General features: G+C 66.4%; 18 protein-coding genes. 7 read left to right on the top strand and 11 right to left on the bottom strand.

The features are described 5' to 3' along the window. Positions 1-37: 37 nt before the first annotated feature. From paaE to paaA, 5 genes are all read right to left on the bottom strand, one after another. On the bottom strand, positions 38-1,117 hold the full coding sequence (paaE, locus tag EJ903_RS06345; protein WP_126613239.1) for a 1,2-phenylacetyl-CoA epoxidase subunit PaaE: 1,080 nt from the start codon (positions 1,115-1,117) through the stop codon (positions 38-40). Positions 1,118-1,191: 74 nt separating this feature from the next. After that, positions 1,192-1,758: a 1,2-phenylacetyl-CoA epoxidase subunit PaaD gene (gene paaD, locus EJ903_RS06340; RefSeq protein WP_126613237.1), complete on the bottom strand. Its 567-nt coding sequence runs from the start codon at positions 1,756-1,758 to the stop codon at positions 1,192-1,194. A gap of 14 nt (positions 1,759-1,772) precedes the next feature. Further along, the gene (paaC, locus tag EJ903_RS06335; RefSeq protein WP_126613235.1) at positions 1,773-2,537 is read right to left on the bottom strand and encodes a 1,2-phenylacetyl-CoA epoxidase subunit PaaC; all 765 of its coding nucleotides are present in this window, start codon (positions 2,535-2,537) and stop codon (positions 1,773-1,775) included. A 17-nt stretch (positions 2,538-2,554) separates the two neighbouring features. Then, on the bottom strand, positions 2,555-2,857 hold the full coding sequence (paaB, locus tag EJ903_RS06330; RefSeq protein WP_126613233.1) for a 1,2-phenylacetyl-CoA epoxidase subunit PaaB: 303 nt from the start codon (positions 2,855-2,857) through the stop codon (positions 2,555-2,557). Positions 2,858-2,879: 22 nt separating this feature from the next. Beyond that, the gene (gene paaA, locus EJ903_RS06325; protein WP_126613231.1) at positions 2,880-3,881 is read right to left on the bottom strand and encodes a 1,2-phenylacetyl-CoA epoxidase subunit PaaA; all 1,002 of its coding nucleotides are present in this window, start codon (positions 3,879-3,881) and stop codon (positions 2,880-2,882) included. Positions 3,882-4,345: 464 nt separating this feature from the next. Here paaA and EJ903_RS06320 point away from each other — a divergent pair, with 464 nt between their 5' ends. Both EJ903_RS06320 and EJ903_RS06315 read left to right on the top strand, forming a co-directional pair. Next, positions 4,346-6,349, top strand: coding sequence for a methyl-accepting chemotaxis protein (locus EJ903_RS06320; protein ID WP_158627884.1), 2,004 nt, complete (start codon positions 4,346-4,348; stop codon positions 6,347-6,349). Positions 6,350-6,408: 59 nt separating this feature from the next. Beyond that, positions 6,409-7,011 carry an ANTAR domain-containing response regulator gene (locus tag EJ903_RS06315; RefSeq protein ID WP_158627883.1) on the top strand — a complete coding sequence of 201 codons (603 nt, stop codon included), beginning with the start codon at positions 6,409-6,411 and terminating at the stop codon, positions 7,009-7,011. Positions 7,012-7,038: 27 nt separating this feature from the next. Here EJ903_RS06315 and EJ903_RS06310 read toward each other — a convergent pair whose 3' ends face one another. Both EJ903_RS06310 and EJ903_RS06305 read right to left on the bottom strand, forming a co-directional pair. Then, complete coding sequence (locus EJ903_RS06310; RefSeq protein ID WP_126613513.1) at positions 7,039-8,409, bottom strand: sigma-54-dependent transcriptional regulator; 1,371 nt, start codon at positions 8,407-8,409, stop codon at positions 7,039-7,041. Positions 8,410-8,411: 2 nt separating this feature from the next. Beyond that, on the bottom strand, positions 8,412-10,235 hold the full coding sequence (locus EJ903_RS06305; protein WP_126613225.1) for a sensor histidine kinase: 1,824 nt from the start codon (positions 10,233-10,235) through the stop codon (positions 8,412-8,414). Between the two features lie 243 nt (positions 10,236-10,478). Here EJ903_RS06305 and EJ903_RS06300 point away from each other — a divergent pair, with 243 nt between their 5' ends. Both EJ903_RS06300 and EJ903_RS06295 read left to right on the top strand, forming a co-directional pair. Then, complete coding sequence (locus tag EJ903_RS06300) at positions 10,479-11,789, top strand: dicarboxylate/amino acid:cation symporter (RefSeq protein ID WP_126613223.1); 1,311 nt, start codon at positions 10,479-10,481, stop codon at positions 11,787-11,789. Positions 11,790-12,032: 243 nt separating this feature from the next. Further along, the gene (locus tag EJ903_RS06295) at positions 12,033-14,348 is read left to right on the top strand and encodes an NADP-dependent malic enzyme (RefSeq protein WP_126613221.1); all 2,316 of its coding nucleotides are present in this window, start codon (positions 12,033-12,035) and stop codon (positions 14,346-14,348) included. Between the two features lie 125 nt (positions 14,349-14,473). On the opposite strand, the gene EJ903_RS06290 is transcribed toward EJ903_RS06295, so the two are convergent. The 4 genes from EJ903_RS06290 to EJ903_RS06275 all read right to left on the bottom strand — a co-directional run bounded on the left by EJ903_RS06290 (position 14,474) and on the right by EJ903_RS06275 (position 16,703). Continuing rightward, positions 14,474-14,854 carry a helix-turn-helix domain-containing protein gene (locus EJ903_RS06290; RefSeq protein WP_126613219.1) on the bottom strand — a complete coding sequence of 127 codons (381 nt, stop codon included), beginning with the start codon at positions 14,852-14,854 and terminating at the stop codon, positions 14,474-14,476. Further along, entirely contained in the window at positions 14,851-15,102 is a 252-nt protein-coding gene (locus EJ903_RS06285; protein ID WP_126613217.1) for a type II toxin-antitoxin system RelE family toxin, read from the bottom strand. The genes EJ903_RS06290 and EJ903_RS06285 overlap by 4 nt, the downstream gene beginning before the upstream one ends. A gap of 243 nt (positions 15,103-15,345) precedes the next feature. After that, a complete protein-coding gene (locus EJ903_RS06280) occupies positions 15,346-15,666 on the bottom strand; it encodes a HigA family addiction module antitoxin (RefSeq protein ID WP_126613215.1) in 321 nt (106 codons plus the stop codon). A gap of 107 nt (positions 15,667-15,773) precedes the next feature. Then, the gene (locus tag EJ903_RS06275; RefSeq protein ID WP_126613213.1) at positions 15,774-16,703 is read right to left on the bottom strand and encodes a hypothetical protein; all 930 of its coding nucleotides are present in this window, start codon (positions 16,701-16,703) and stop codon (positions 15,774-15,776) included. A gap of 804 nt (positions 16,704-17,507) precedes the next feature. Between EJ903_RS06275 and EJ903_RS06270 the strand changes: the two genes are divergently transcribed. The 3 genes from EJ903_RS06270 to EJ903_RS06260 are packed head-to-tail and all read left to right on the top strand — an operon-like array spanning position 17,508 to position 20,157. Further along, on the top strand, positions 17,508-18,377 hold the full coding sequence (locus tag EJ903_RS06270) for a branched-chain amino acid ABC transporter permease (protein ID WP_126613211.1): 870 nt from the start codon (positions 17,508-17,510) through the stop codon (positions 18,375-18,377). Beyond that, the gene (locus EJ903_RS06265) at positions 18,374-19,432 is read left to right on the top strand and encodes a branched-chain amino acid ABC transporter permease (protein ID WP_126613209.1); all 1,059 of its coding nucleotides are present in this window, start codon (positions 18,374-18,376) and stop codon (positions 19,430-19,432) included. The genes EJ903_RS06270 and EJ903_RS06265 overlap by 4 nt, the downstream gene beginning before the upstream one ends. After that, positions 19,429-20,157, top strand: coding sequence for an ABC transporter ATP-binding protein (locus EJ903_RS06260; RefSeq protein WP_126613207.1), 729 nt, complete (start codon positions 19,429-19,431; stop codon positions 20,155-20,157). The genes EJ903_RS06265 and EJ903_RS06260 overlap by 4 nt, the downstream gene beginning before the upstream one ends. Positions 20,158-20,175 lie beyond the last annotated feature (18 nt).

The following is a 20,175-nucleotide window of genomic DNA, read 5'->3' as shown; positions in this document are numbered from 1 at the left end:
CGTTTTTGGCTGGTCCGTTATGGTCGTTCCAGGCCGCTCAGGCGGCGTCGAAGTCGATCACCACCCGGTCGGTCAGCGGGCGGGACTGGCAGGTCAGGACGTAGCCGGCCTCCACCTCCCACGGCTCCAGGGAGTAGTTTTCGGCCATCGCCACCTTGCCCTCCCGGACCTTCGCCCGGCAGGTGCAGCAGACGCCGGATTTGCAGGAGTAAGGCAGGTCGGCCCCGTGGCGGTGGGCGGCGTCCAGAATGGTGTCGCCGTCATAGGCCAGGGTGAATTCACGGCGCTTGCCGTCCTGAAGGATGGCGATGGTCGCCCCCTCCACGGGGTCATCCACGCTCGCCGGGGCGGCGCTGGCGCGGCGCGGCGCGCTGGTGCCGAACAGCTCCAGATGGATGCGTTCCGCCGGGGTTCCGGCAGCGGTCAGGGTGTCGCGCACCTCCTCCACCATCGCCTGCGGGCCGCACAGGAACACGGCGTCCACGCTGGCGGCGTCGATCGGCCCAGAGCACAACTCCCGCACCAGATCGGCCCCGATGCGGCCCGACAACAGCCCGGCCTCTTCCGGTTCGCGGCTCAACAGATGATGGATCGCCAGCCGCCCAATATAACGGTTCTTCAGATCCTCCAACTCCTCGCGGAAGATGATGGAGGAGACGGTGCGGTTGCCATAGATCAGCAGGAATTGGCTGCGCGGCTCGCGCGCCAGCACGGTCTTGAGGATCGACAGGATCGGCGTGATGCCGCTGCCCGCCGCAAAGGCGACATAGGTCTTGGCCGCCGCCGGGTCGAGCGGGGTGGTGAAGCGGCCCATCGGCGTCATCACCTCCAGACTCATCCCCGCCGCCAAGGCGTCGTTGGCGTGGTTGGAGAAGACCCCACCCTCCACCCGCTTGATGGCGACGCGCAATTCCCCCTCATCCACGCCGGAGCAGATGGAGTAGGAGCGGCGCACCTCCTCCCCGCCGATGCTGGTCTTCAAGGTCAGATGCTGGCCATGGGCGAAGCGGTAGCGGTCGGCCAGTTCGGGCGGCACGTCGAACCGCAGCGACACGGTGTCGGCGGTTTCCCGGCGGCATTCGCCGATGGTCAGGGCGTGAAAGCTGGGAGTGCTCATGGGTGGACTTCCTTGTCGGTCGCGCAGCCGCTCACTGGCGTTTGGCTCGATGGCGCTTGACTCAATGGCATTTCTCAATGGCATTTGAACACGTCGAACGGTTCGAGGCAGGCGTTGCAGCGGTGCAGGGCCTTGCAGGCGGTGGAGCCGAAACGGCTGATCTGCGCGGTGTCGGTCGATCCGCAGAGCGGGCAGGCGATGGCCTCCAGCGGCGCGGTCAACGCCCGCTTGCCAGCGGCGGGCGGCGGCACGATGCCGACCTCGGCCAGCTTGGCCCGGCCCGTGTCGCTGATCCAGTCGGTGGTCCAGGGCGGGGCGATGACCACGCGGACGGTGGCGTCCAGCCCGGCGCGCGCCAGCGCGGTTTCCACCTCCAGCACGATCACGCCGGTGGCCGGGCAGCCGGAATAGGTCGGCGTCACCGTCACCGCCAGCCGCCCATCGCAACGTCCATCCCCGGCCCCATCGTCAAGACGCTCCACCGACCGGACGATGCCGAGATCGACGACGCTCAACACCGGGATCTCCGGATCCATCACCCCGGCCAGCGCGGTCCAGGCGGTCAGCACCAGGGGATCGGCCCCCGGTTCCGGCCCCCAACAGCCCGCGTCCGCGCGCCCGGCCTGCTCCGCTTGCGCCATGGCCCCGCTCCCCCTCACCACACCGCGTCGGGATAGGCGCGCGGCAGGAACTGCATCTCGGCCAGCAGATAGCCCAGATGCTCGCTGTGTTCGCCGCGCAGGCCGCCCTTGTGCATCCAGCCGTCGGCCGGGCGGGTCAAGGTCGCCTCGGCCACCGTGTCGGCCACGCGCGCGGCCCAGGTGGCGCGCAGGTCCGCCAGAGCGGGCGCGATCCCGGCGGCGGCCAGCGCCGACGACGCCGCGTCAGCCTCGAACATCTCGCCGGTGTAGGGCCACAGGCGATCAAGCGCTTCCTGCGTCTTGGCGTGGCTGACGGCGGTCCCGTCGCCCAGCCGGATCACCCATTCCGCGCTGTGCTGGACGTGGTAGCGCACCTCCTTCAGCGCCTTGGCGGCGATGCCCGCGACCCCGGCGTCGGGGGAGGTGGCGAGGCGCTCGTACAGCTCCACCGCCCAGGCGTCGTGCAGGAACTGGCGGACGATGGTGTGGCCGAAATCGCGGTTGGGCTGCTCGACGAGCAGATGGTTGCGGTAATCGAACACGTCGCGGCGGTAGGCCAGCCGGTCTTCGTCGCGGCCCTGGCCCTCGGCCTCGCCCGCAAGGCTGAGCCACAGGCGGGCGTGGCCGACCAGATCCAACGCGATGTTGGTCAGCGCGATGTCTTCTTCCAGTTCCGGCGCGTGGCCGCACCATTCGGACAGCCGGTGCCCCAGCACCAGACTGGTGTCGCCCAGCCGCAGCGCGAAGCCGAACAGGGCCTGTTGGGTGTCGATGGTCATCCCGGATTCCCTTGCGGTCAGATGTTCTTCACGTCGGCGGGGATCTCGTAGAAGGTCGGATGACGGTAAACCTTGTCGTCCGCCGGTTCGAACAGGCTGGCCTTGTCCGCCGGATCGGACGCGGCGATGGCGGCGGCGGGGACCGCCCAGATGCTCACCCCTTCGCCCCGGCGGGTGTAGACGTCGCGCGCGTTGCCCAGCGCCATCTTGGCGTCGGCGGCGTGCAGGCTGCCGACATGCTTGTGGCTCAGGCCGTTTTTCGGGCGGATGAAGATCTCGAACAGCGGCCAGTCTTTGCGGTCGCTCGCGGTGTGGTTCATGGCTCTAACCCTCCCGGCTGCGTCAGCCGACGTTTTTCAAGTGGCGCTGGGCGCGCTTGGCGGCGTGGGCGGTGGCGGCCTCGCGCACCCAGGCACCCTCGTCCCAGGCCTTGCGGCGGGCTTCCAGGCGTTCGCGGTTGCACGGGCCGTTGCCCTTCAGGATCTCGTTGAATTCGGACCAGTCGATGGCCCCGAACTCGTAATGGCCGGTCTCGGCGTTCAGCCGCAGATCGGGATCGGGGATGGTCAGGCCCAGGAACTCCGCCTGAGGCACGGTGGCGTCGACGAAACGCTGGCGCAGCTCGTCGTTGGAGAAGCGCTTGATCTTCCAGGCCATGTTCTGGGCGGAGTGGGCGGACTGGTCGTCCGACGGGCCGAACATCATCAGCGACGGCCACCACCAGCGGTTCAAGGCGTCCTGCGCCATCCGCTTCTGCTCCGCCGTGCCGTTGGCCAGCGCCAGCATCAGTTCATAGCCCTGGCGCTGGTGAAAGCTTTCCTCGCGGCACACCCGGATCATGGCGCGGGCGTAGGGACCGTAGGAGCAGCGGCAGAGCGGCACCTGATTCATGATCGCGGCCCCGTCCACCAGCCAGCCGATGGCCCCGATGTCGGCCCAGGTCAGGGTCGGGTAATTGAAGATGCTGGAATATTTGGCCTTGCCCGCCAGAAGCTGTTCGACCAGCTCGTCGCGCGACACGCCCAGCGTCTCCGCCGCGCTGTAGAGGTACAGGCCGTGCCCGCCCTCGTCCTGCACCTTGGCCAGCAGGGCCACCTTGCGGCGCAGGCTGGGCGCGCGGGTGATCCAGTTGCCCTCCGGCAGCATGCCGACGATTTCGGAATGGGCGTGCTGGGCGATCTGGCGGACCAGGGTGCGGCGGTAGCCGTCGGGCATCCAGTCGCGCGGCTCGATCTTTTCTTCAGCGTCGATGCGTTCCTGAAAACGGATGTCGTTGTCCGTCACCAGCCGGGGCGACGGTTGCGCGCCCTGATCGGCCTTGCTGTCCAAACCCTGCGTGTACATCGGCGTCCCCGCGATTGCTTGCGCGTCCAGCAAACTGTCTGTGCGGGAAAAATATGATACAAAACTCAAACTGTAAAGACGTTTCATGTGTCATTTCGTCGCCCTGCGGCGCATCCATGAAAATCGGCCTTTCCCAACGGTTTTTCAGCGCAGACAATGGGCGTTTTGCCCTCGTCATGCCCATGATCGGCGTGTGGCTTTTCACGAAAACCGACACAACACAGCGCGTTCTCGCATCATTTTTGCGCTGCAAAAGCCCTTCCCCACCGCCCCGGCCCGCCGCCGCCCATTCCCTGCCCAACGACACGGCGACCAGCCCAAAGAATCAGCAGAGTCCAAGACCAACGCCTTTGGTCGTCCCCATTCCGCCAAACGGCCCGCATTTTGCGTCGCAAAAAGCCACCGACCTCCATCGGAAGAGCCAAATTCTCCCGCTGGACAACCGACCGGAAAGGATGACGCCCATGAAACACACCGTCCTGCGCAACGATCGGCACGCCGCCGCCCGCTTCGTTCTGACGGCCCGGTTTCGGGCGGTGCGGGATTTGGAACAGGTGTCGGCGGTGTGCGCCGTGGTGTCGGCCATCGCCGCCCTGATTCACGAACTGCAAAAGGAACGGGGGGTGTGGAACATCCATCTGGGCAGCGGTGGACGCCTGTTTTCTGAGCAGATCGCCCCACAAACGGCGATATGCCAAAAAAGGGAGCAGGACTTGCGCGCCTGTTTCGACGATCTCGACCGCATGGCGCATGGGGCCGCCCTGTTCGCCGGGATTCGCGCCGCCCTGGCCGATCTCGACGCGCTGCCCGCGCTGCGGGAACGCGCCGGGCGGCTGGCGGTGGAACCGGCGGACAGCTTCGCCTGTTTCTGCCGTCTGATCGGCGCGTTGCTCGGCATCGTCTCGGCGGCGACGGACGTGTCGGCGGATCCGACCGTCTCACGCGCCCTGATCGCCGCCTTCAACCTGATGCAGGGCAAGGAGCAGGCGGGGCAGGAGCGGGCGACCGGGGCCGCCGGTTTTTCCGCCGGGCGGTTCGACGCCGCCCAGCACCGCCGGTTCGCCGCGCTGGTCGTCGCGCAGAACCGCTCCTTCGACATCGTGGTCGAAAACACCGGCCCGGAGCGCGCGGCCACGCTGCGCGCCGCGCTCGCCGACCAGCCGGAGGTCGAGCGGATGCGGCGGGTGGTGCAGGAGGGCGGCCTGACCGGGGCCTTGGCCGGGATCGAAGGCCCGGCCTGGTTCGCCGCCGCCACCCGGCGCATCGACGCGCTCAAGACGGTGGAAGACCGGCTGATCGACGATCTGGGGGCCGCCTGCGCCGCCGCGCTCGCCCAGGCTCGCCAAGCCTTCGCCGCCCCGCTGGCCGGTGCCGGGCCGTTGTTGCGCCTGTCGGGCTGGTGGACCCGCCGCCGCCTGACCGCGCAGGCCCGCTGGACCGAGGGGGTGGCCAGCGCCATGCGCGAGAGCGCCTCAAATGCCAGCGCCAGCGCCGCCACCCCACCCGACAGCGCCGCCCCCGATTGGCTGGCGGAGGCGGTGCGCCTGCACCGCAACGGGATGGGCGGGGCCAGCACGCTGGCCGCGCAGCAGCAGCGCGAGCGCGCCCGCGTCGATCTGCGGCAGCAGACGGTGGAGGACGCCGTGCATGATTTCGGCAACGCCAGCGAATCCGCCCTGACCGTGCTGGCCGACACCGCCGCGCGGATGCGCGACAGCGCCCAGCGGATGGCCGAGATGGCCGGGCAGAACAGCGAGCGCTCGCTCAACATGGCCTCGGCCTCGCGCCAATCGCTGGACGGGGTGCGCACGGTCGCCAAGGCGGCGGAGGAGTTGAGCGCCGCCATCCACGACATCAACCGCCAGACCGAGGAGTCCCTGCGCATCACCGCTTCGGCCGTGTCGGAGGTGGAGCGCACCAACGGCACGGTCGGCGGCCTGCACGACGCCGCCAACCGGATCGGCGCGGTGGTCGGCCTGATCCACGAGATCGCCGGTCAAACCAACCTGCTGGCGCTCAACGCCACCATCGAAGCCGCAAGGGCGGGCGAAGCGGGCAAGGGCTTCGCCGTGGTGGCCGGAGAGGTGAAAAGTCTGGCCACCCAGACCGCGCGCGCCACCGACGACATCGGCCAGCAGGTGCGGATGATCCAGGACGCGGCGCTGGCGGCGGTGGACACCATCGGCGGCATCCGCGACGCCGTGTCCCGCATGGACGGCGTCATCACCCGCGTCGCCGCCGCCCTGGCCCAGCAGGAGGCCGCGACCGACCGCATCGCCGCCACCATCCAGGATGTGGCCGACGGCGCGCACACCGTGTCGACCAGCGTGGAGGGGGTGGCGCACACCGCCGACGACACCGGCGGCATGGCCGAACAGGTCCTGACCGCCGCCCGCGACCTGGACCGGCTGACCCAGGCCCTGCGCGGCGACCTGACCGGCTTCATCCACAAGGTCCGCGCGGCGTGAGGCGGTGGGGTGGGGCTGGGCGGATTGGCCCGGCTTTTGCTGTTTGAACGATGCTGGCGATGGTGAACCAAGGGAAAGGGGACACGGTGCGGGTTCTGGTGGTGGATGACGACGCGGATCGGGCGGCCCTGGTCGAACGCAGCCTGCGCGACAGCGGGGCGACCGTGGCCGCCGTCATCGGGGTGGACACCGATCTGCGCGCCGCCCTGCACCAGCACCGGCCCGATGTGATCGTCGTCGATCTGGCGGCACCCGACCGCGATTATCTGGAAGATCTGATGACGATCAACCAGGAAACCCCGCGCCCGGTCGCCCTGCTGATCGGGGAGGAGGATCGCCCGCTGATGGCCCGCGCCATCCGCGCCGGGGTGAGCCTCTACGCCGTGGACGGGTTGAGCGCCAAGCTGATCCGCTCGATCATCAACACGGTGACGGGCCATTTCGACCGCTACCGCGCGGTGAACGAGGAGCTGGAGCGGTCGCGCGCCGCCCTGAACGACCGCAAGGTGATCGAACGGGCCAAGGGCCTGCTGATGGCCCACCGCGACCTGACCGAAGATCAAGCCTACAAGGCGTTGCGCAAGATGGCGATGGACCAGAACAAGCGGCTGGTCGAGGTCGCCGGGGCGGTCCTCGACCTCGCCGATCTGCTGAAGCGGTAGGGGGCCGATCCTTCGACCGCGCCCCGATCACTCGATGAAATCGTCGCGGCTCAGCCCGTACTTCTTCAGCTTGTCGTAAAAGGTCTTGCGCGGGATCGACAGGGCTTCCACCGCCGCTTTGACGCTGCCCTTGTGGCGCGCCAGTTCGGCTTGGATCAGGCTTTTCTCAAAGCTGTCCACCTGTTCGGCCAGCGACAGACCGCCGCCGCCCTCGTCGCCCGACACCGGTGGGCGCGGCGTTGGCTCCGCCGCCCCATCCTCCAGCCCCAACACGAAGCGGTCGGCGGCGTTGCGCAGCTCGCGGACGTTGCCCGGCCAGTCCTGCGCCATCAGCCGTTGGGCCTGCGCCGGGGACAGGGCGCGCGGGTCGCGGTTGTAGCGGTTGGCGGCCTGCAAGACGAAATGCTGGAACAGCAGCGGAATGTCCTCGCGCCGCTCGCGCAGGGGCGGGATGGTGACGACGACGACGTTCAACCGGTAATAAAGATCGGCGCGGAAGGTTCCGGCGGCGGCGGCCTGCTTCAGATCGACCTTGGTGGCGGCGACGATGCGCAGATTGACCGGAACCAGCTCGTTCGACCCCAGCGGTTCGACCACCCGTTCCTGAATCACCCGCAACAGCTTGACCTGAAGCGACAGCGGCATGCTTTCGATTTCGTCGAGGAACAGGGTCCCGCCGCTGGAATGCTCGATCCGGCCAACCCGCCGTTTGGCCGCGCCGGTGAAGGCCCCGGCCTCGTGCCCGAACAATTCGCTTTCAAAGATCGATTCCGGCATCGCCCCGCAATTCAGGGCGACGAAGGGGTGTTTGCGCCGGGCGCTGGCGTCGTGCAGGGCGCGGGCGACCATCTCCTTGCCCGATCCGGTTTCGCCCAGCACCAGCACATCGGCGTCGGTGTCGGCCACCGCCGCGATGGTGGCGCGCAACCGCTCGATCCCCGGTGTGCGCCCGACGATGCCGACGCCGGCGGTTTCCCCACCGGACAGGGCGGCGCGCAGGCGGCGGTTTTCCAGCACCAGACGGCGTTTCTCCACCGCGCGGCGCACGGTGTCGGTCAGCCGGTCGGCGGGGAAGGGCTTTTCCAGGAAGTCATAGGCCCCGTTGCGCATCGCCTCCACCGCCATCGGCACGTCGCCATGGCCGGTGATGAGGATGACCGGCAGTTCCGGGTCGATGGCCTGGACCCGCGCCATCAGCGTCAGCCCGTCCATCTGCGGCATCCGCAGATCGGTGACGAGGCAGCCCGGCCAGTCGCGCCCCAGATGGCGCAGGGCGCGTTCGGCCCCGTCGCAGGCGATGACGGAGAAATCGGCCAGCTCCAGGGTTTGTTGACCGGCCAGCCGCACCGCGCGTTCGTCGTCCACGAACACAACGCACCCGTTTGCCGTGTCGGTCATGGTCATAACGGTTGATCCACCAGTTTGAGACGCAAGGTGAAGACGGCCCCGCCGTCGGGTTGGTTGGCGGCGGTCAGACTGCCGCCCAGATCCTCGACAATGCCGTGGCTGATCGACAGCCCCAACCCCAGCCCGTCGCCCGCCTCCTTCGTGGTGAAGAAGGGCACGAACAGCCGGGGCAGATCGGCGGCGGCGATGCCGGTCCCGCTGTCGGCCACGCTCAACCACAGATCCGGCCCACCGGTCGCGGTTGTGGGGGACGCGTCCACCCGCGCGGCGATGGTCAGGCGGCGCAGCGGGCGGCCGCGCATGGCGTCGGCGGCGTTGCCGATCAGATTGACCAGCACCTGTTGCAGCCGCACATCCTCCCCCACCACCCACAGCGGGCTGTCGGGCAGGTCCAAGACAACCTCGACTTCCTCCCGCCGCAGCCGCGCTTCGAACAGCGCCAGCGCCTGGGCGACGGATCCCTGGATCGACACCGGCCCCAGAGTGCCCGAGGCGCGGCGGGCGAAGCCCTTCAACTGGCGGGTGATCGCCGCCATGCGGTCGGTCAGTTCGGCGATCTCGGCCAGATTGCCGCGCACGGCGTCCAGCCGCCCCCGGTCCAGCAGCACGACGGCGTTGTCGGCGAAGCTGCGCAGGGCGGCGAGCGGTTGGTTGATCTCGTGCGCGATCCCCGCCGACATCTGGCCGAGGGCCGCCAGCTTGGCCGCCTGGGTCAGTTCGTTTTCGGTCGCGCGCAGCTCGGCGGTGGCTTCGGCCACGCGGCGTTCCAGCTCCAGCCGGGTCGCCTCCTCCAACGCCAGCCGTTCGGCCAGGGCGGCGCGGCGCAGGGCCAGCGCGTGCACCGCCATCGCCGCCAGCGCGGTCAGGGCGGCGGCGAGCAGCCCGGCCCCCTGCGCCCGCGCCGTCACCGGGTCCAGGCTGGTCAGGCTGTGCAAGGTCCAATCGCCCCCCGGCATGGCGATCGACGCCAGCAGGAAGCGCCGCTCGCCCCCCGCCGGGTCGGCCAGCGCGATGCGGTCGGCGGCCCCGGCAAAGGCCCAGGGCAGCACGTCCATCCCCTCGCTGCTGCCGTCGGGACGGACGGGCAGGGCGATGGGCAGTTGGCGGGGCAGGGCGCGGTAACGCCATTCCGGCACGTTGGTGATGAACACCACGCCGTCGCGGTCGCTCACCAGCAGCTTTTCCTGTCCCGGTGCCCAGGCCCGTTCCAGCCGGTCGAAGGCGACCTTCAGCACCACCACGCCCACTGTGCGGTTTTCCGCCACCACCCGGTGCGCGGTGTAATAGCCCGGCACGAAGGAGGTGGTTCCCAGCGCGAAATGATGCCCTTCGCCCTGGTCCATCGCCCGTTGGAAATAGGGCCGGTAGGCGAAATTCTGGCCGACGAAGCCGTTGGGGCTGTCCCAATTGCTGGCGGTCAGGGTCAAACCGGCGCTGTTCATGATGTAGAGCGCCGACGCGTCGAGCGCCTGGGCGATGCCCGACAGCTTGTCGTTCATCCGCGCGATCCGCTCCGGCGTCGGGTCGGTCAGCAGGGCGGCGACCTCGCCATCGCGGGCCAGGGCCAGCGGCACGGCGGCGTGGCGTTCCAACTCCGCCCGCAGATTGGCGTCGAACAGCGCCAGTTGCGCCGCCACCCGCTCGCGCAGGTCGGCTTCCGCCAGCCCGGCGGACCAGCCCGCCGCCAGCGCCGCCGCCACCGGCACGCCCAGCAGCAGCAAGGCCAGCAGCAGACGCCGGGGCCGCGCCAGCACCGTCCCTGTCAGCAGGGCCGCCAGCCGCGCGGTGACGGAAAATGTCCCGTTTCGGTCGAACATGGGGTCGAACGCTGCCAAAGCCTATGCTGCACCGCAACAAACCGTCGCAACGGCCCTGCGTGTGCGGATTTTCGCACATCGGGAAACGGCTTGTCGTGCGGAATTTCGCCCACGCCTTTCCATCAAATCCTTGATGTTGCTGGATTCAGCAATTGGCCCACCGCTTGCTTTCATAGGCAACCAAGTCGGGAGCAGCCCGCCAGAGAGCGGACGCCCCACCCGGAACGCCACGAGGAGATGACCATGAGCGCCGCGACCGCCGCCCACGGGCCGACAAAGAAGCCCTTCTACACCAACCTGACCTTCCAGGTTCTGACCGCGATCACCTTCGGCATCCTGCTCGGCCATTTCTATCCGTCGCTGGCGGTGGAGATGAAGCCGCTGGGCGATCTGTTCATCAAGATGGTCAAGATGGTGATCGGCCCCATCGTGTTCCTGACCGTCGTCACCGGCATTTCCTCCATCGGCAATCTGAAGAAGGTCGGCAAGGTCGGCGGCAAGGCCCTGCTGTATTTCGAGGTCGTGACCACCTTCGCGCTCGGCATCGGGCTGCTGGTCGTCAACCTCGTCCGTCCGGGGGCGGGGATGAACATCGTCCCCGGCCAGTTGAAGGCCGATTCGGTGCAGAAATACGCCTCCTCGGCCAAGGAGCACGGCTTCATCGACTTCATCGTCGGCATCGTGCCCGACAACGTCGTCGGGGCCTTCGTTCAGGGCGACATGCTGCAAATCCTGTTCTTCGCCGTGGTCTTCGGCGTGGCACTCGCCGCGATGGGGCAGAAGGGCAAGGTCGTCGAGGACATCTTTGACAAGGTCGGCCACGCGCTGTTCGGTGTGATCGGCATCCTGATGCGCGTCGCCCCGGTCGGTGCCTTTGGCGCGATGTCCTTCACCATCGGCAAATACGGCGTGTCGTCGCTGACCGCGCTGGGCCAGCTGATGGCGTCGGTCTACATCACGATGGCGTTGTTCATCTTCGTCGTGCTGGGCGGCATCGCCAAGATGTACGGCTTCAGCATCTGGAGCTTCATCCGCTACATCCGTCAGGAACTGCTGATCGTGCTCGGCACCTCCTCGTCGGAATCCGTCCTGCCGCGCATGATGGAGAAGATGCAGAAGTTCGGCTGCTCCAAGCACGTCGTCGGTTTGGTCATCCCCACCGGTTACTCCTTCAACCTCGATGGCACCTCGATCTATCTGTCGATGGCCGCCATCTTCATCGCCCAGGCCTTCAACGTCGATCTGACGATCTGGCAGCAGCTTTACATCCTCGTCATCCTGATGCTGACCTCGAAGGGCGCGGCGGCGGTGACGGGCGGCGGCTTTGTGACGCTCGCCGCCACCCTGTCGGCCACCGGCGTGCTGCCGATCGAGGGGCTGGCCCTGCTGCTGGGCGTGGACCGCTTCATGTCGGAGGCCCGCGCCCTGACCAACCTGATCGGCAACGGGGTCGCCACCGTCGTCGTCGCCAAGATGGAAGGCGAGTTCGACGAGAGCAAGGCGGTCGCCGAGTATCAGGAACACTTCAAGGAACCGGCGCTGGCCCGCATCTGATCCGGGAGGGGGAGGGGCAAGCGCGCGCAAGATCACAAATGATCCGCGCCCCCAACGGCAAGGTCATGTAAGGTGCGAGGGGCGGTTCGGCAGCGTTCGAATCGTCCCCTTGCTTTTTGCAACCCTCCCACAACACCCCCTTTCCGTTTTGAACAAGAGGTGGTCCTGCGTTATAACCGACAACCAGGATAACACCCCCTCAAGAAATTAACCGAATTCACGTTAATCGGAGGAAGAGACCCCATGTCCGGCGATTTTGACGCAATGGCGCTTGAGTATCACCGCAACCCCCGCCCCGGTAAGCTGGCGGTGGTCGCGACCAAGCCCATGGCCAACCAGCGCGACCTTGCGCTTGCCTATTCGCCGGGTGTGGCCGTTGCCAGCACCGCCATCGCCAACGATCCGGCCCAGGCGGCGGAGCTGACCGCGCGCGCCAATCTGGTCGCCGTCGTCACCAACGGAACCGCCGTTCTGGGTCTGGGCAACATCGGCCCGCTCGCCGCCAAGCCGGTGATGGAGGGCAAGGCCGTCCTCTTCAAGAAATTCGCCGGCATCGACTGCTTCGATCTGGAGCTGAACGAGCTGGACGTGGACGCGCTGGTCGACACCATCGTCCGTCTGGAACCGACCTTCGGCGCGATCAATCTGGAAGACATCGCCGCCCCGGCCTGCTTCGAGGTCGAACGCCGTTGCCGCGAGCGGATGAAGATTCCGGTCTTCCACGACGACCAGCACGGGACCGCCATCGTCGTCGGGGCCGCCGTGCTGAACGGTCTGGCGCTGGTCGGCAAGGACATCGGCTCGGTCAAGGTGGTGTCCACCGGCGGCGGCGCGGCGGGCATCGCCTGCCTGGACCTGATGGTCAGCCTGGGCGTGAAGCGGGAAAATGTCTGGCTGGTGGACCGCATCGGTCTGGTCCACAAGGGCCGGAACGAGGAGATGAACGAGTACAAGGACGCCTACGCGCAGGACACCGACGCCCGCACCCTGTCGGACGTGATCGACGGGGCCGACATCTTCCTCGGTCTGTCCGGCCCGAACGTGCTGAAGCCGGTATTGCTGGGCCGCATGGCCGACAAGCCGCTGATTCTGGCGCTGGCGAACCCGACGCCGGAAATCATGCCCGATCTGGCGCGCGAGGCCCGCGCCGACGCGATCATCGCCACCGGGCGTTCGGATTTCCCCAATCAGGTCAACAACGTCCTGTGCTTCCCCTTCATCTTCCGGGGCGCGCTCGACGTTGGGGCGACCACCGTCAACGAAGAGATGAAGATCGCCGCGACCCACGCGGTCGCCAACCTCGCCCGCGCCGAACCGTCGGACGTGGTGGCGGCGGCCTATGTCGGTGAATCGCTGCGCTTCGGCCCCGAATACATCCTGCCCAAGCCGTTCGACCCGCGCCTGATCGTGGAGGTGTCGTCGGCGGTGGCCAAGGCGGCGATGGAATCCGGCGTCGCCACCCGCCCGATTGCCGATTTCCGCGCCTACCGCGAGCAGTTGAACCAGTACGTCATCCGCTCCGGCCTGTTCATGAAGCCGGTCATCACCAAGGCCAAGACCGCGCCCAAGCGCGTGGTCTACGCCGAGGGCGAGGATCCGCGCGTCGTGCGCTGCGCCCAGGTGGTGGTCGATGACGGCATCGCCCAACCGATCCTGATCGGCCGCCGCGAGGTGGTGGAGCGGATCATCAGCGAAATGGGCCTGCGCCTGAAGATCGGCCGCGACGTCGAGGTGATCGAGATCATCCGCGACCTGCGCTATCACAGCTACGCCGAAGCCTACCGCAAGCTGATGGGCCGTCGCGGTGTGGCACCCGCCCACGCCGCCAACGTCGTGCGCACCCAGCCGACCGTCTTCGGCGCGCTGATGGTCCGCCGGGGCGAGGCCGACGCGATGGTCTGCGGCGCGTCGGGCCGCTTCAACGAGCATTTCGCCCACATCGCCGGGCTGATCGGCCTGCGCAAGGGCGTCAAGGTCGCGGCGACGATGAACGCGCTGATTTCCCAAAAGGGCGTTCACTTCATCACCGACACCTACGTCAACGCCGACCCCAGCGCCGAGGAGGTGGCGGAAATCGCCCGTCTGGCGGCGGACGAGGTCAAGCGCTTCGGCATCGAACCGAAGGTCGCCTTGCTCTCCCATTCCAACTTCGGCAGCGCCGACACGCCGTCGGCCCGCAAGATGCGCCGCGCCTATGAACTGGCGTCGGATGCCATGCCCGATCTGCAGATCGACGGCGAAATGCACGCCGACGCCGCCCTGGCCGAAGCCATCCGCAAGGAGGTCCTGCCCGACAGCCGTCTGAAGGGCGAAGCCAACCTGCTGGTCATGCCGACGCTGGACGCCGCCAACATCGCCTTCAACATGATGAAAATCCTGGGCGAGGCGCAGAATGTCGGCCCGATCCTGCTGGGCGTGGAACGCCCAGTCCACATCGTCACCCCATCGGTGACGACGCGCGGTCTGGTCAACATGACCGCCGTCGCCGTGGTGGACGCCCAACTCTCCACCCCGGTCAACGCCGCCCCCCGCCCGCCGGTCCTGTCCGACGACGAATAACCCGCTCCACCAAAAAGCCCTCTCCCCACCGGGGAGAGGGTTGGGTGAGGGGGAAACGCCGGTAAGCCGCGAGACCTGTCCTTTTGGTCGCGGAGCCACCCCAACCAACCCCAATCCCACCCCGTTCAGGGACGCGCCAGCAGATCCAGCGGCACCCGAAGCGCCTCGGCGATGCGGGCCATCGCGTCAAAGCTGCCGGGCTTTTTCCCGTTCTCAATCTCAGACAGATAGGACGGAGCCACGCCAGCGGCGTCCGCCAGCCCGCGCGCGGTCAATCCGCGATGCGCGCGGAACACCGCAACCGGATGCTCCCCATCCAGGATGCGGTCCGCGACCTCAAACGGAAACGCCTCCGTCTCCCCCGCCGCCAACCGCGCCTTGACGGCTTCGGCGTCGGCGAGATCCTGGGCGTCCGCCACCAGATCGGCCAGAGCCTCGAAATCAGCCCGGCTGAGGGTGACGCTGTCCGCCGTCTCGGCAATCGGCGTGATCGGCAGGGCATTCATCGATAGACCTCCTTGCGGTTCCCAACCTTCAGCACCGTGACCAACAAGGCATCGCCGTCGATCTGGTAGACGGCCCGCCAATCGCCATGCCGAATACGGCCTTGCCCGCCGCCAAACGCCTTCGCCCAAGGATGCGGGTCATACGGAGCGGCGGCAAAAATCTTCAGCTTGTCCCGCAGCCCAGCCGCATCGCCCTTCGGCATGCGGAGCAGAACCTTCAGCGCAGCGGCTTCGATCACGAGCTTCATGCAGATATGATCGCTGTTGGAGAATTGTCCGTCAAGGCGATATTCGCTAAAAGCGAACTTTCCTCTTTCACCTCACTGCGCTCTTACACCATCCGTCGCATCAGGAATATGCCCTCTAACCATGCAACCCTTCATGCCGCTGTCCACGTCAGAGTGTCGCAAAAATGGCTGTTTTCGTCGCAGTGTTCCCAATTCCGGACCATCCGATCACTTTCGAGTAGTGCCCCCAATATGACGGCGGATCTAGCTGGAAGAGGTGGTGAGTGGCTCGATTTCCTTCACGGCTTCGCCACCTGATGCACTGCGGGCATCCCAAATATCAACTGCCTGTTGAAGATTTAACCAATACTCTATTGATTGGCCAGTCAGCTGACTTAAGCGCAATGCCATTGCAGCGGTAAGCGCTCGCTTGCCGTTTACCAGCTCGTTGATGGTCAAGCGGGAAACGCGTAGCCGCTGAGCGAGTTGGTCTTGAGTGAGACCATGCTCTTCCAGAATATCGTTCTGGATGAATCGGCCGGGCGGCGTCGGCCGCCGTTCAAGAGGACGACGGTCGACGCTCATGCGCCCCTCCAATGGTTCATTCGAGCCGCACATCCATGCAGTGCGGGTGGTGCCAATGGAATGTAATCCATGTCGAGTCCTTGACGTGGATGCGGAAGCGGTCGGGCTCACGCACATCTTTTGTGAGGCGCAGAGAGCGCGGGAAGTGCAGATCCTGCAGGCGAGTGACCGCGTTCATGCGGTCGAGGGCCATTAGAATACGGTCGATAAGGTCCGGGCCGCGATTGCGGCACGTACCTGTCCGATACAGGTCTTCGAGTTGCTGATCGGCAAAACTGACGATGGACATCTTTTTCTCCACGAAAAGTAGAATAATCCACCCGTAACTCACCTTTTTGGTTCGGGTGGGTATTGTCTATCGTGGAGAGCGGCGGGGGATGCCCAGTTTGTAATGAGAATGTCATAACCTGCCAACGCGTCAGCGGCGGTCGGCTTGCGGGATAGGGGATCTGCCTCTTTCGCGATTGGTTGATGCATCCTACGACGCGAGAAAACGCTGTGCGCCCAAAGGCATAAATTGCGTATACAAAGTTGTCGTCAGCACGAAATCCGTTGCCGTCGAGCCCCCATATCCAGCTTGCTGTACGAAAATCCATGGGTGGCAGAGAGAATAGCGCCTCACCACCGGCATAAACTGGTTCGCTTTCCTCGCTCTCAGTGTCGTTGTCAATTTGACCTGATGTTAGTTCAATTGCAAAATTATGCCAAAAATTTGCCCTTTGCTTTTTGGTAAGCTGGGCTGCTTGTTCAGGATTAAATCCTAACTCAGCTATGTATTTTGTTGGGATTAGATTGGAAAGATCAATAAAGGCTTGGCGAATTAACCGACTATCATTGAGAGACCATGCGACAATTGCTTCTACAAGGGCAGGAACATCTTTGAATGCACTTGAACAAACTGCAGAAATCAGAGCGGCTGAGGCGTCATCGGCGTCAGAAAAGCTCAATGCAGGTGTGCAGCCGCGAAAAAAATTCGCGCTTTTTGCGACCTTTGCGTACGGGTTCCCCCGAGAAGTGAAGCGGCGTTCGATGTTCATGAGGATTCATGTAACATGCATCATTACATTCGTCAAGCTGATACAACTGGGGGAACGACTGATGTGCCGTCACTAAGGTTCAGGTCAGGCAGGAGTGATGGATTCAACGGGTTGCGGTTGATCGCATCGGTTATGCCTGTCGGCGTTCGCCCTGGGGTAGATCGAACCGATGAAAAGTTGGTGGCGTACTTGAGCACCAATCATGAGCTGCCAAGCCGCACTTCAACTGTGACCCAAGGCCCCTTCGGCCCAACTAACCCGCCTATTTACTTATTCGCGACAGCGAGGCCGTCGACATTCAGCGAGCGGTCTTCGTCATTTTCTGGGCATCGGCAGGGCCAACTTTGACATATCCTCAGAGATTGAATGCGCCCCGGTCATCCGCGTCCATCCAATCACCCGAGTTCCCTTGGCATCGTCCGCCCGACTCTGACCGATTGCACCGCCCCATGGCTCCCTCCACGCGCTTCTGATAGGATTTTCAGCCTATTATTCGCGAGGCCGCCATGCCGTTCCCCCATCACCCCGCCCATCCCCCCACGCCCGCCCAGCCCCTGCGCGACGGTGGAACACTGGAACACAGGCTGGAAACCTGTTTCACGGTGTTTCAAACGTTCCACTCGCCCGCCCAAACGCCGCCCCTGCCCCCCCGTGGAACCGTGAAACACGCGCCCGAAACCTGTTGCACCATGTTTCATAGGGTCCATTCACCCGGCCCCCGCGCCGTCGCCGCGATCTTCTCTTGCCTGGAACGGGTGGGGCTGGTACGCCGCTGGTTCCCCTGTGCTGTCCATGCGGTCCGGTATGCCCATTGACTATTACCTGAACATCGCCGCGTCGGGGTTGCTCGCCGGGCTGGTCTATGGGCTGGCGGCGTTGGGGCTGTCGGTGATTTTTGGCGTGGTTCGCGTCGTCAATTTCGCCCATGGCGAAATGATGGTGGCGGGGATGTATGGCGCGGTGCTGCTGGCGGGCTACGCCGGGTTGGACCCGCTGCTGTCGGCCCCCATCGTCGCCGCGCTGCTGTTCGTCTGCGGCTGGGGCCTGCAACGCGGGCTGGTCAACCGCTTTGTCGAGCGGCCGGAGCACATGCAGTTCATCCTGCTGCTGGGCATCGCCACCATTCTGGTCAACGGCATGCTGATGCTGTTCGGGCCGGATTCGCGCAACGTCATGGTTCCCTATGGCTTCGACACGCTGGAGATCGGGCCGATGCTGCTCGACGCCGTGCGGGTGCGCGCCGGGGTGGCGGCCATCGGCATCGCCGTGGCGCTGTTCGCCTTTTTCCGCTTCACCCGCACCGGCAAGGCCATCCGCGCCTGCGCCGACAACCCGCTGGGCGCGCGCGTCGTCGGGCTGAACCTGGATGGGCTGTACGCGCTGACCTTTGGCATCGGCGCGGCGGTGGTGGGGGCGGCGGGGGCGTTGATGACGCTGCTGGTCGATGCCCGGCCGCAACTGGCCCCGGAATACACGCTGTTGAGCTTCATCATCGTCATCGTCGGCGGGCTGGGCAGCCTGCCCGGCGCGCTGCTGGGCGGGGTGCTGATCGGCGTGTCGGAAACGCTGGCGGGCTTTCTGCTGTCGCCGTCGCTGAAATCGCTGTTCAGCTATGGCGTGTTGATCCTGGTGCTGCTGCTGCGGCCGCAAGGGCTGCTGGGGAAACGGTCATGACGAATCGGGGCGCTTCTCCTGTCGGCATCGCGCTGTTGGGCGGGGCCAACGCCGGGGCGGCCACCGGGCGCGGCGCGGCGTTGCTGGCGCTGGGCGGGGTGGCGCTGCTGCTGGCCCCGCTGGTGGCCGACCGCTATCTGCTGTCGGTGCTGACGACCGTGCTGTGGTTCGCCTATGTCGGGCAGGCGTGGAACGTGATGATGGGCTTTTCCGGCCTGCTGTCGCTGGGCCACGCGCTCTATGTCGGGTTGGGGGCCTACGCCAGCGCCGCGCTGTTCGTCCATTTCGGCGTCGGCCCCTGGGCTGGGGCGCTGCTGGCCATGCTGGTCGCGGTGGCGGCGGGCTGCGGCATCGGCTTTCTGGGCTTCCGCTTTGGCGTCAAGGGCGTCCATTTCGCCCTGCTGACCATCGCCTTTGCCGAGGTGGCGCGCGTCGGCTTCGACCACATCCAATGGCTGGGCGGGTCGGGCGGCTTCTTCCTGCCGGTGGAGGCCGGGGTCAGCGACCCGCTGAACCTGCGCGGCTCGCCGCTGCTGTTCTATTACGTCATCCTCGCCTTGACCGGGGCGGCGTTGCTGCTGGCGCGGGCGCTGCTGCACAGCCGTTTGGGCTATCAATGGCTGGCGGTGCGCGAGGACGCGGAGGCGGCGGAGGCCGTCGGCGTCGATCTGTTCACCGCGCGGATGACCGCCGTGGCGGTGTCCTCCGCCCTGACCGCGCTGGGCGGGGTGTTCCAGGCCTTCTACTTCAACAACCTGTTCCCGGAGCAGGTGTTTTCGATGGGCCGGTCCATCGAGATCATCCTGCCCGCCATCGTCGGCGGCATCGGCACGCTGATCGGCCCGATCCTGGGGGCCTTCATCCTGACCCCGATGGGGGAGGGGCTGACCTTCCTGCTGGAGGTGAGCGGGCTGGAGCTGCCGGGGCTGAAGCAACTCTTCTACGGCGTCGCCCTGGTGGTGATCGTCGTGTTCCGCCCCGATGGGGTGTGGCCGTGGCTGGCCCGCCGCCTGGGTCTGGTCCGCGCCAACGCCGAGGGGGAGGACGCGCGATGAGCACCGCCCTGCTGACCGTCGAGTCCCTGTCCAAGCGGTTTCGCGGGCTGAAGGCGGTGTCGAACCTGTCCTTCACCGTGCCGGAGGGGCGCATCCTGGCGCTGATCGGCCCGAACGGGGCGGGCAAGACCACCAGCTTCAACCTGATCGCCGGGGTGTTTCCGCCCGACGAGGGCAGCGTCACCCTGAAGGGAACCCGGCTGACCGGGCTGAAGCCCAACCAGGTCTGCGCCGCCGGGATCGGCCGCACCTTCCAGATCGTCAAGCCCTTTGGGCACTTGACGGTGGAAGAGAATGTGATGGTCGGGGCGCTCGCCCGCGAACGCTCGGTCGAGGTGGCGCGTCGGCAGGCCCGCGCCCTGCTGGAAAGGCTGGAGATGGCCGACGCGGCGCAGCGCCCGGCCCGCAGCCTGACCTTGCCCGACCGCAAGCGGCTGGAGGTCGCCCGCGCGCTCGCCACCCGGCCGACCCTGCTGCTGCTGGACGAGGTGCTGGCCGGGCTGCGCCCCACCGAGGTGGACCGCATGGTGGCGGTGCTGCGCGACCTGAACCGGCGCGAGGGCATCACCATCCTGATGATCGAGCATGTGATGCGCGCGGTGATGGCGCTGTCCGATCACGTCGTCGTTCTCGACCACGGCGAAAAGATCGCCGACGGAACACCACCCGAGGTTGTCTCCGATCCCCGCGTGATCGAATCCTATCTGGGGGCGGAGGAGGCGTGATCCGCCTCCCCACCGTCG

Origin of the sequence: Azospirillum griseum (assembly GCF_003966125.1) — a bacterium.
GTDB lineage: Bacteria > Pseudomonadota > Alphaproteobacteria > Azospirillales > Azospirillaceae > Azospirillum > Azospirillum griseum.
The sequence above is the reverse complement of the archived record's forward strand: the minus strand, read 5'-3'. Positions and strand labels throughout refer to the sequence as shown.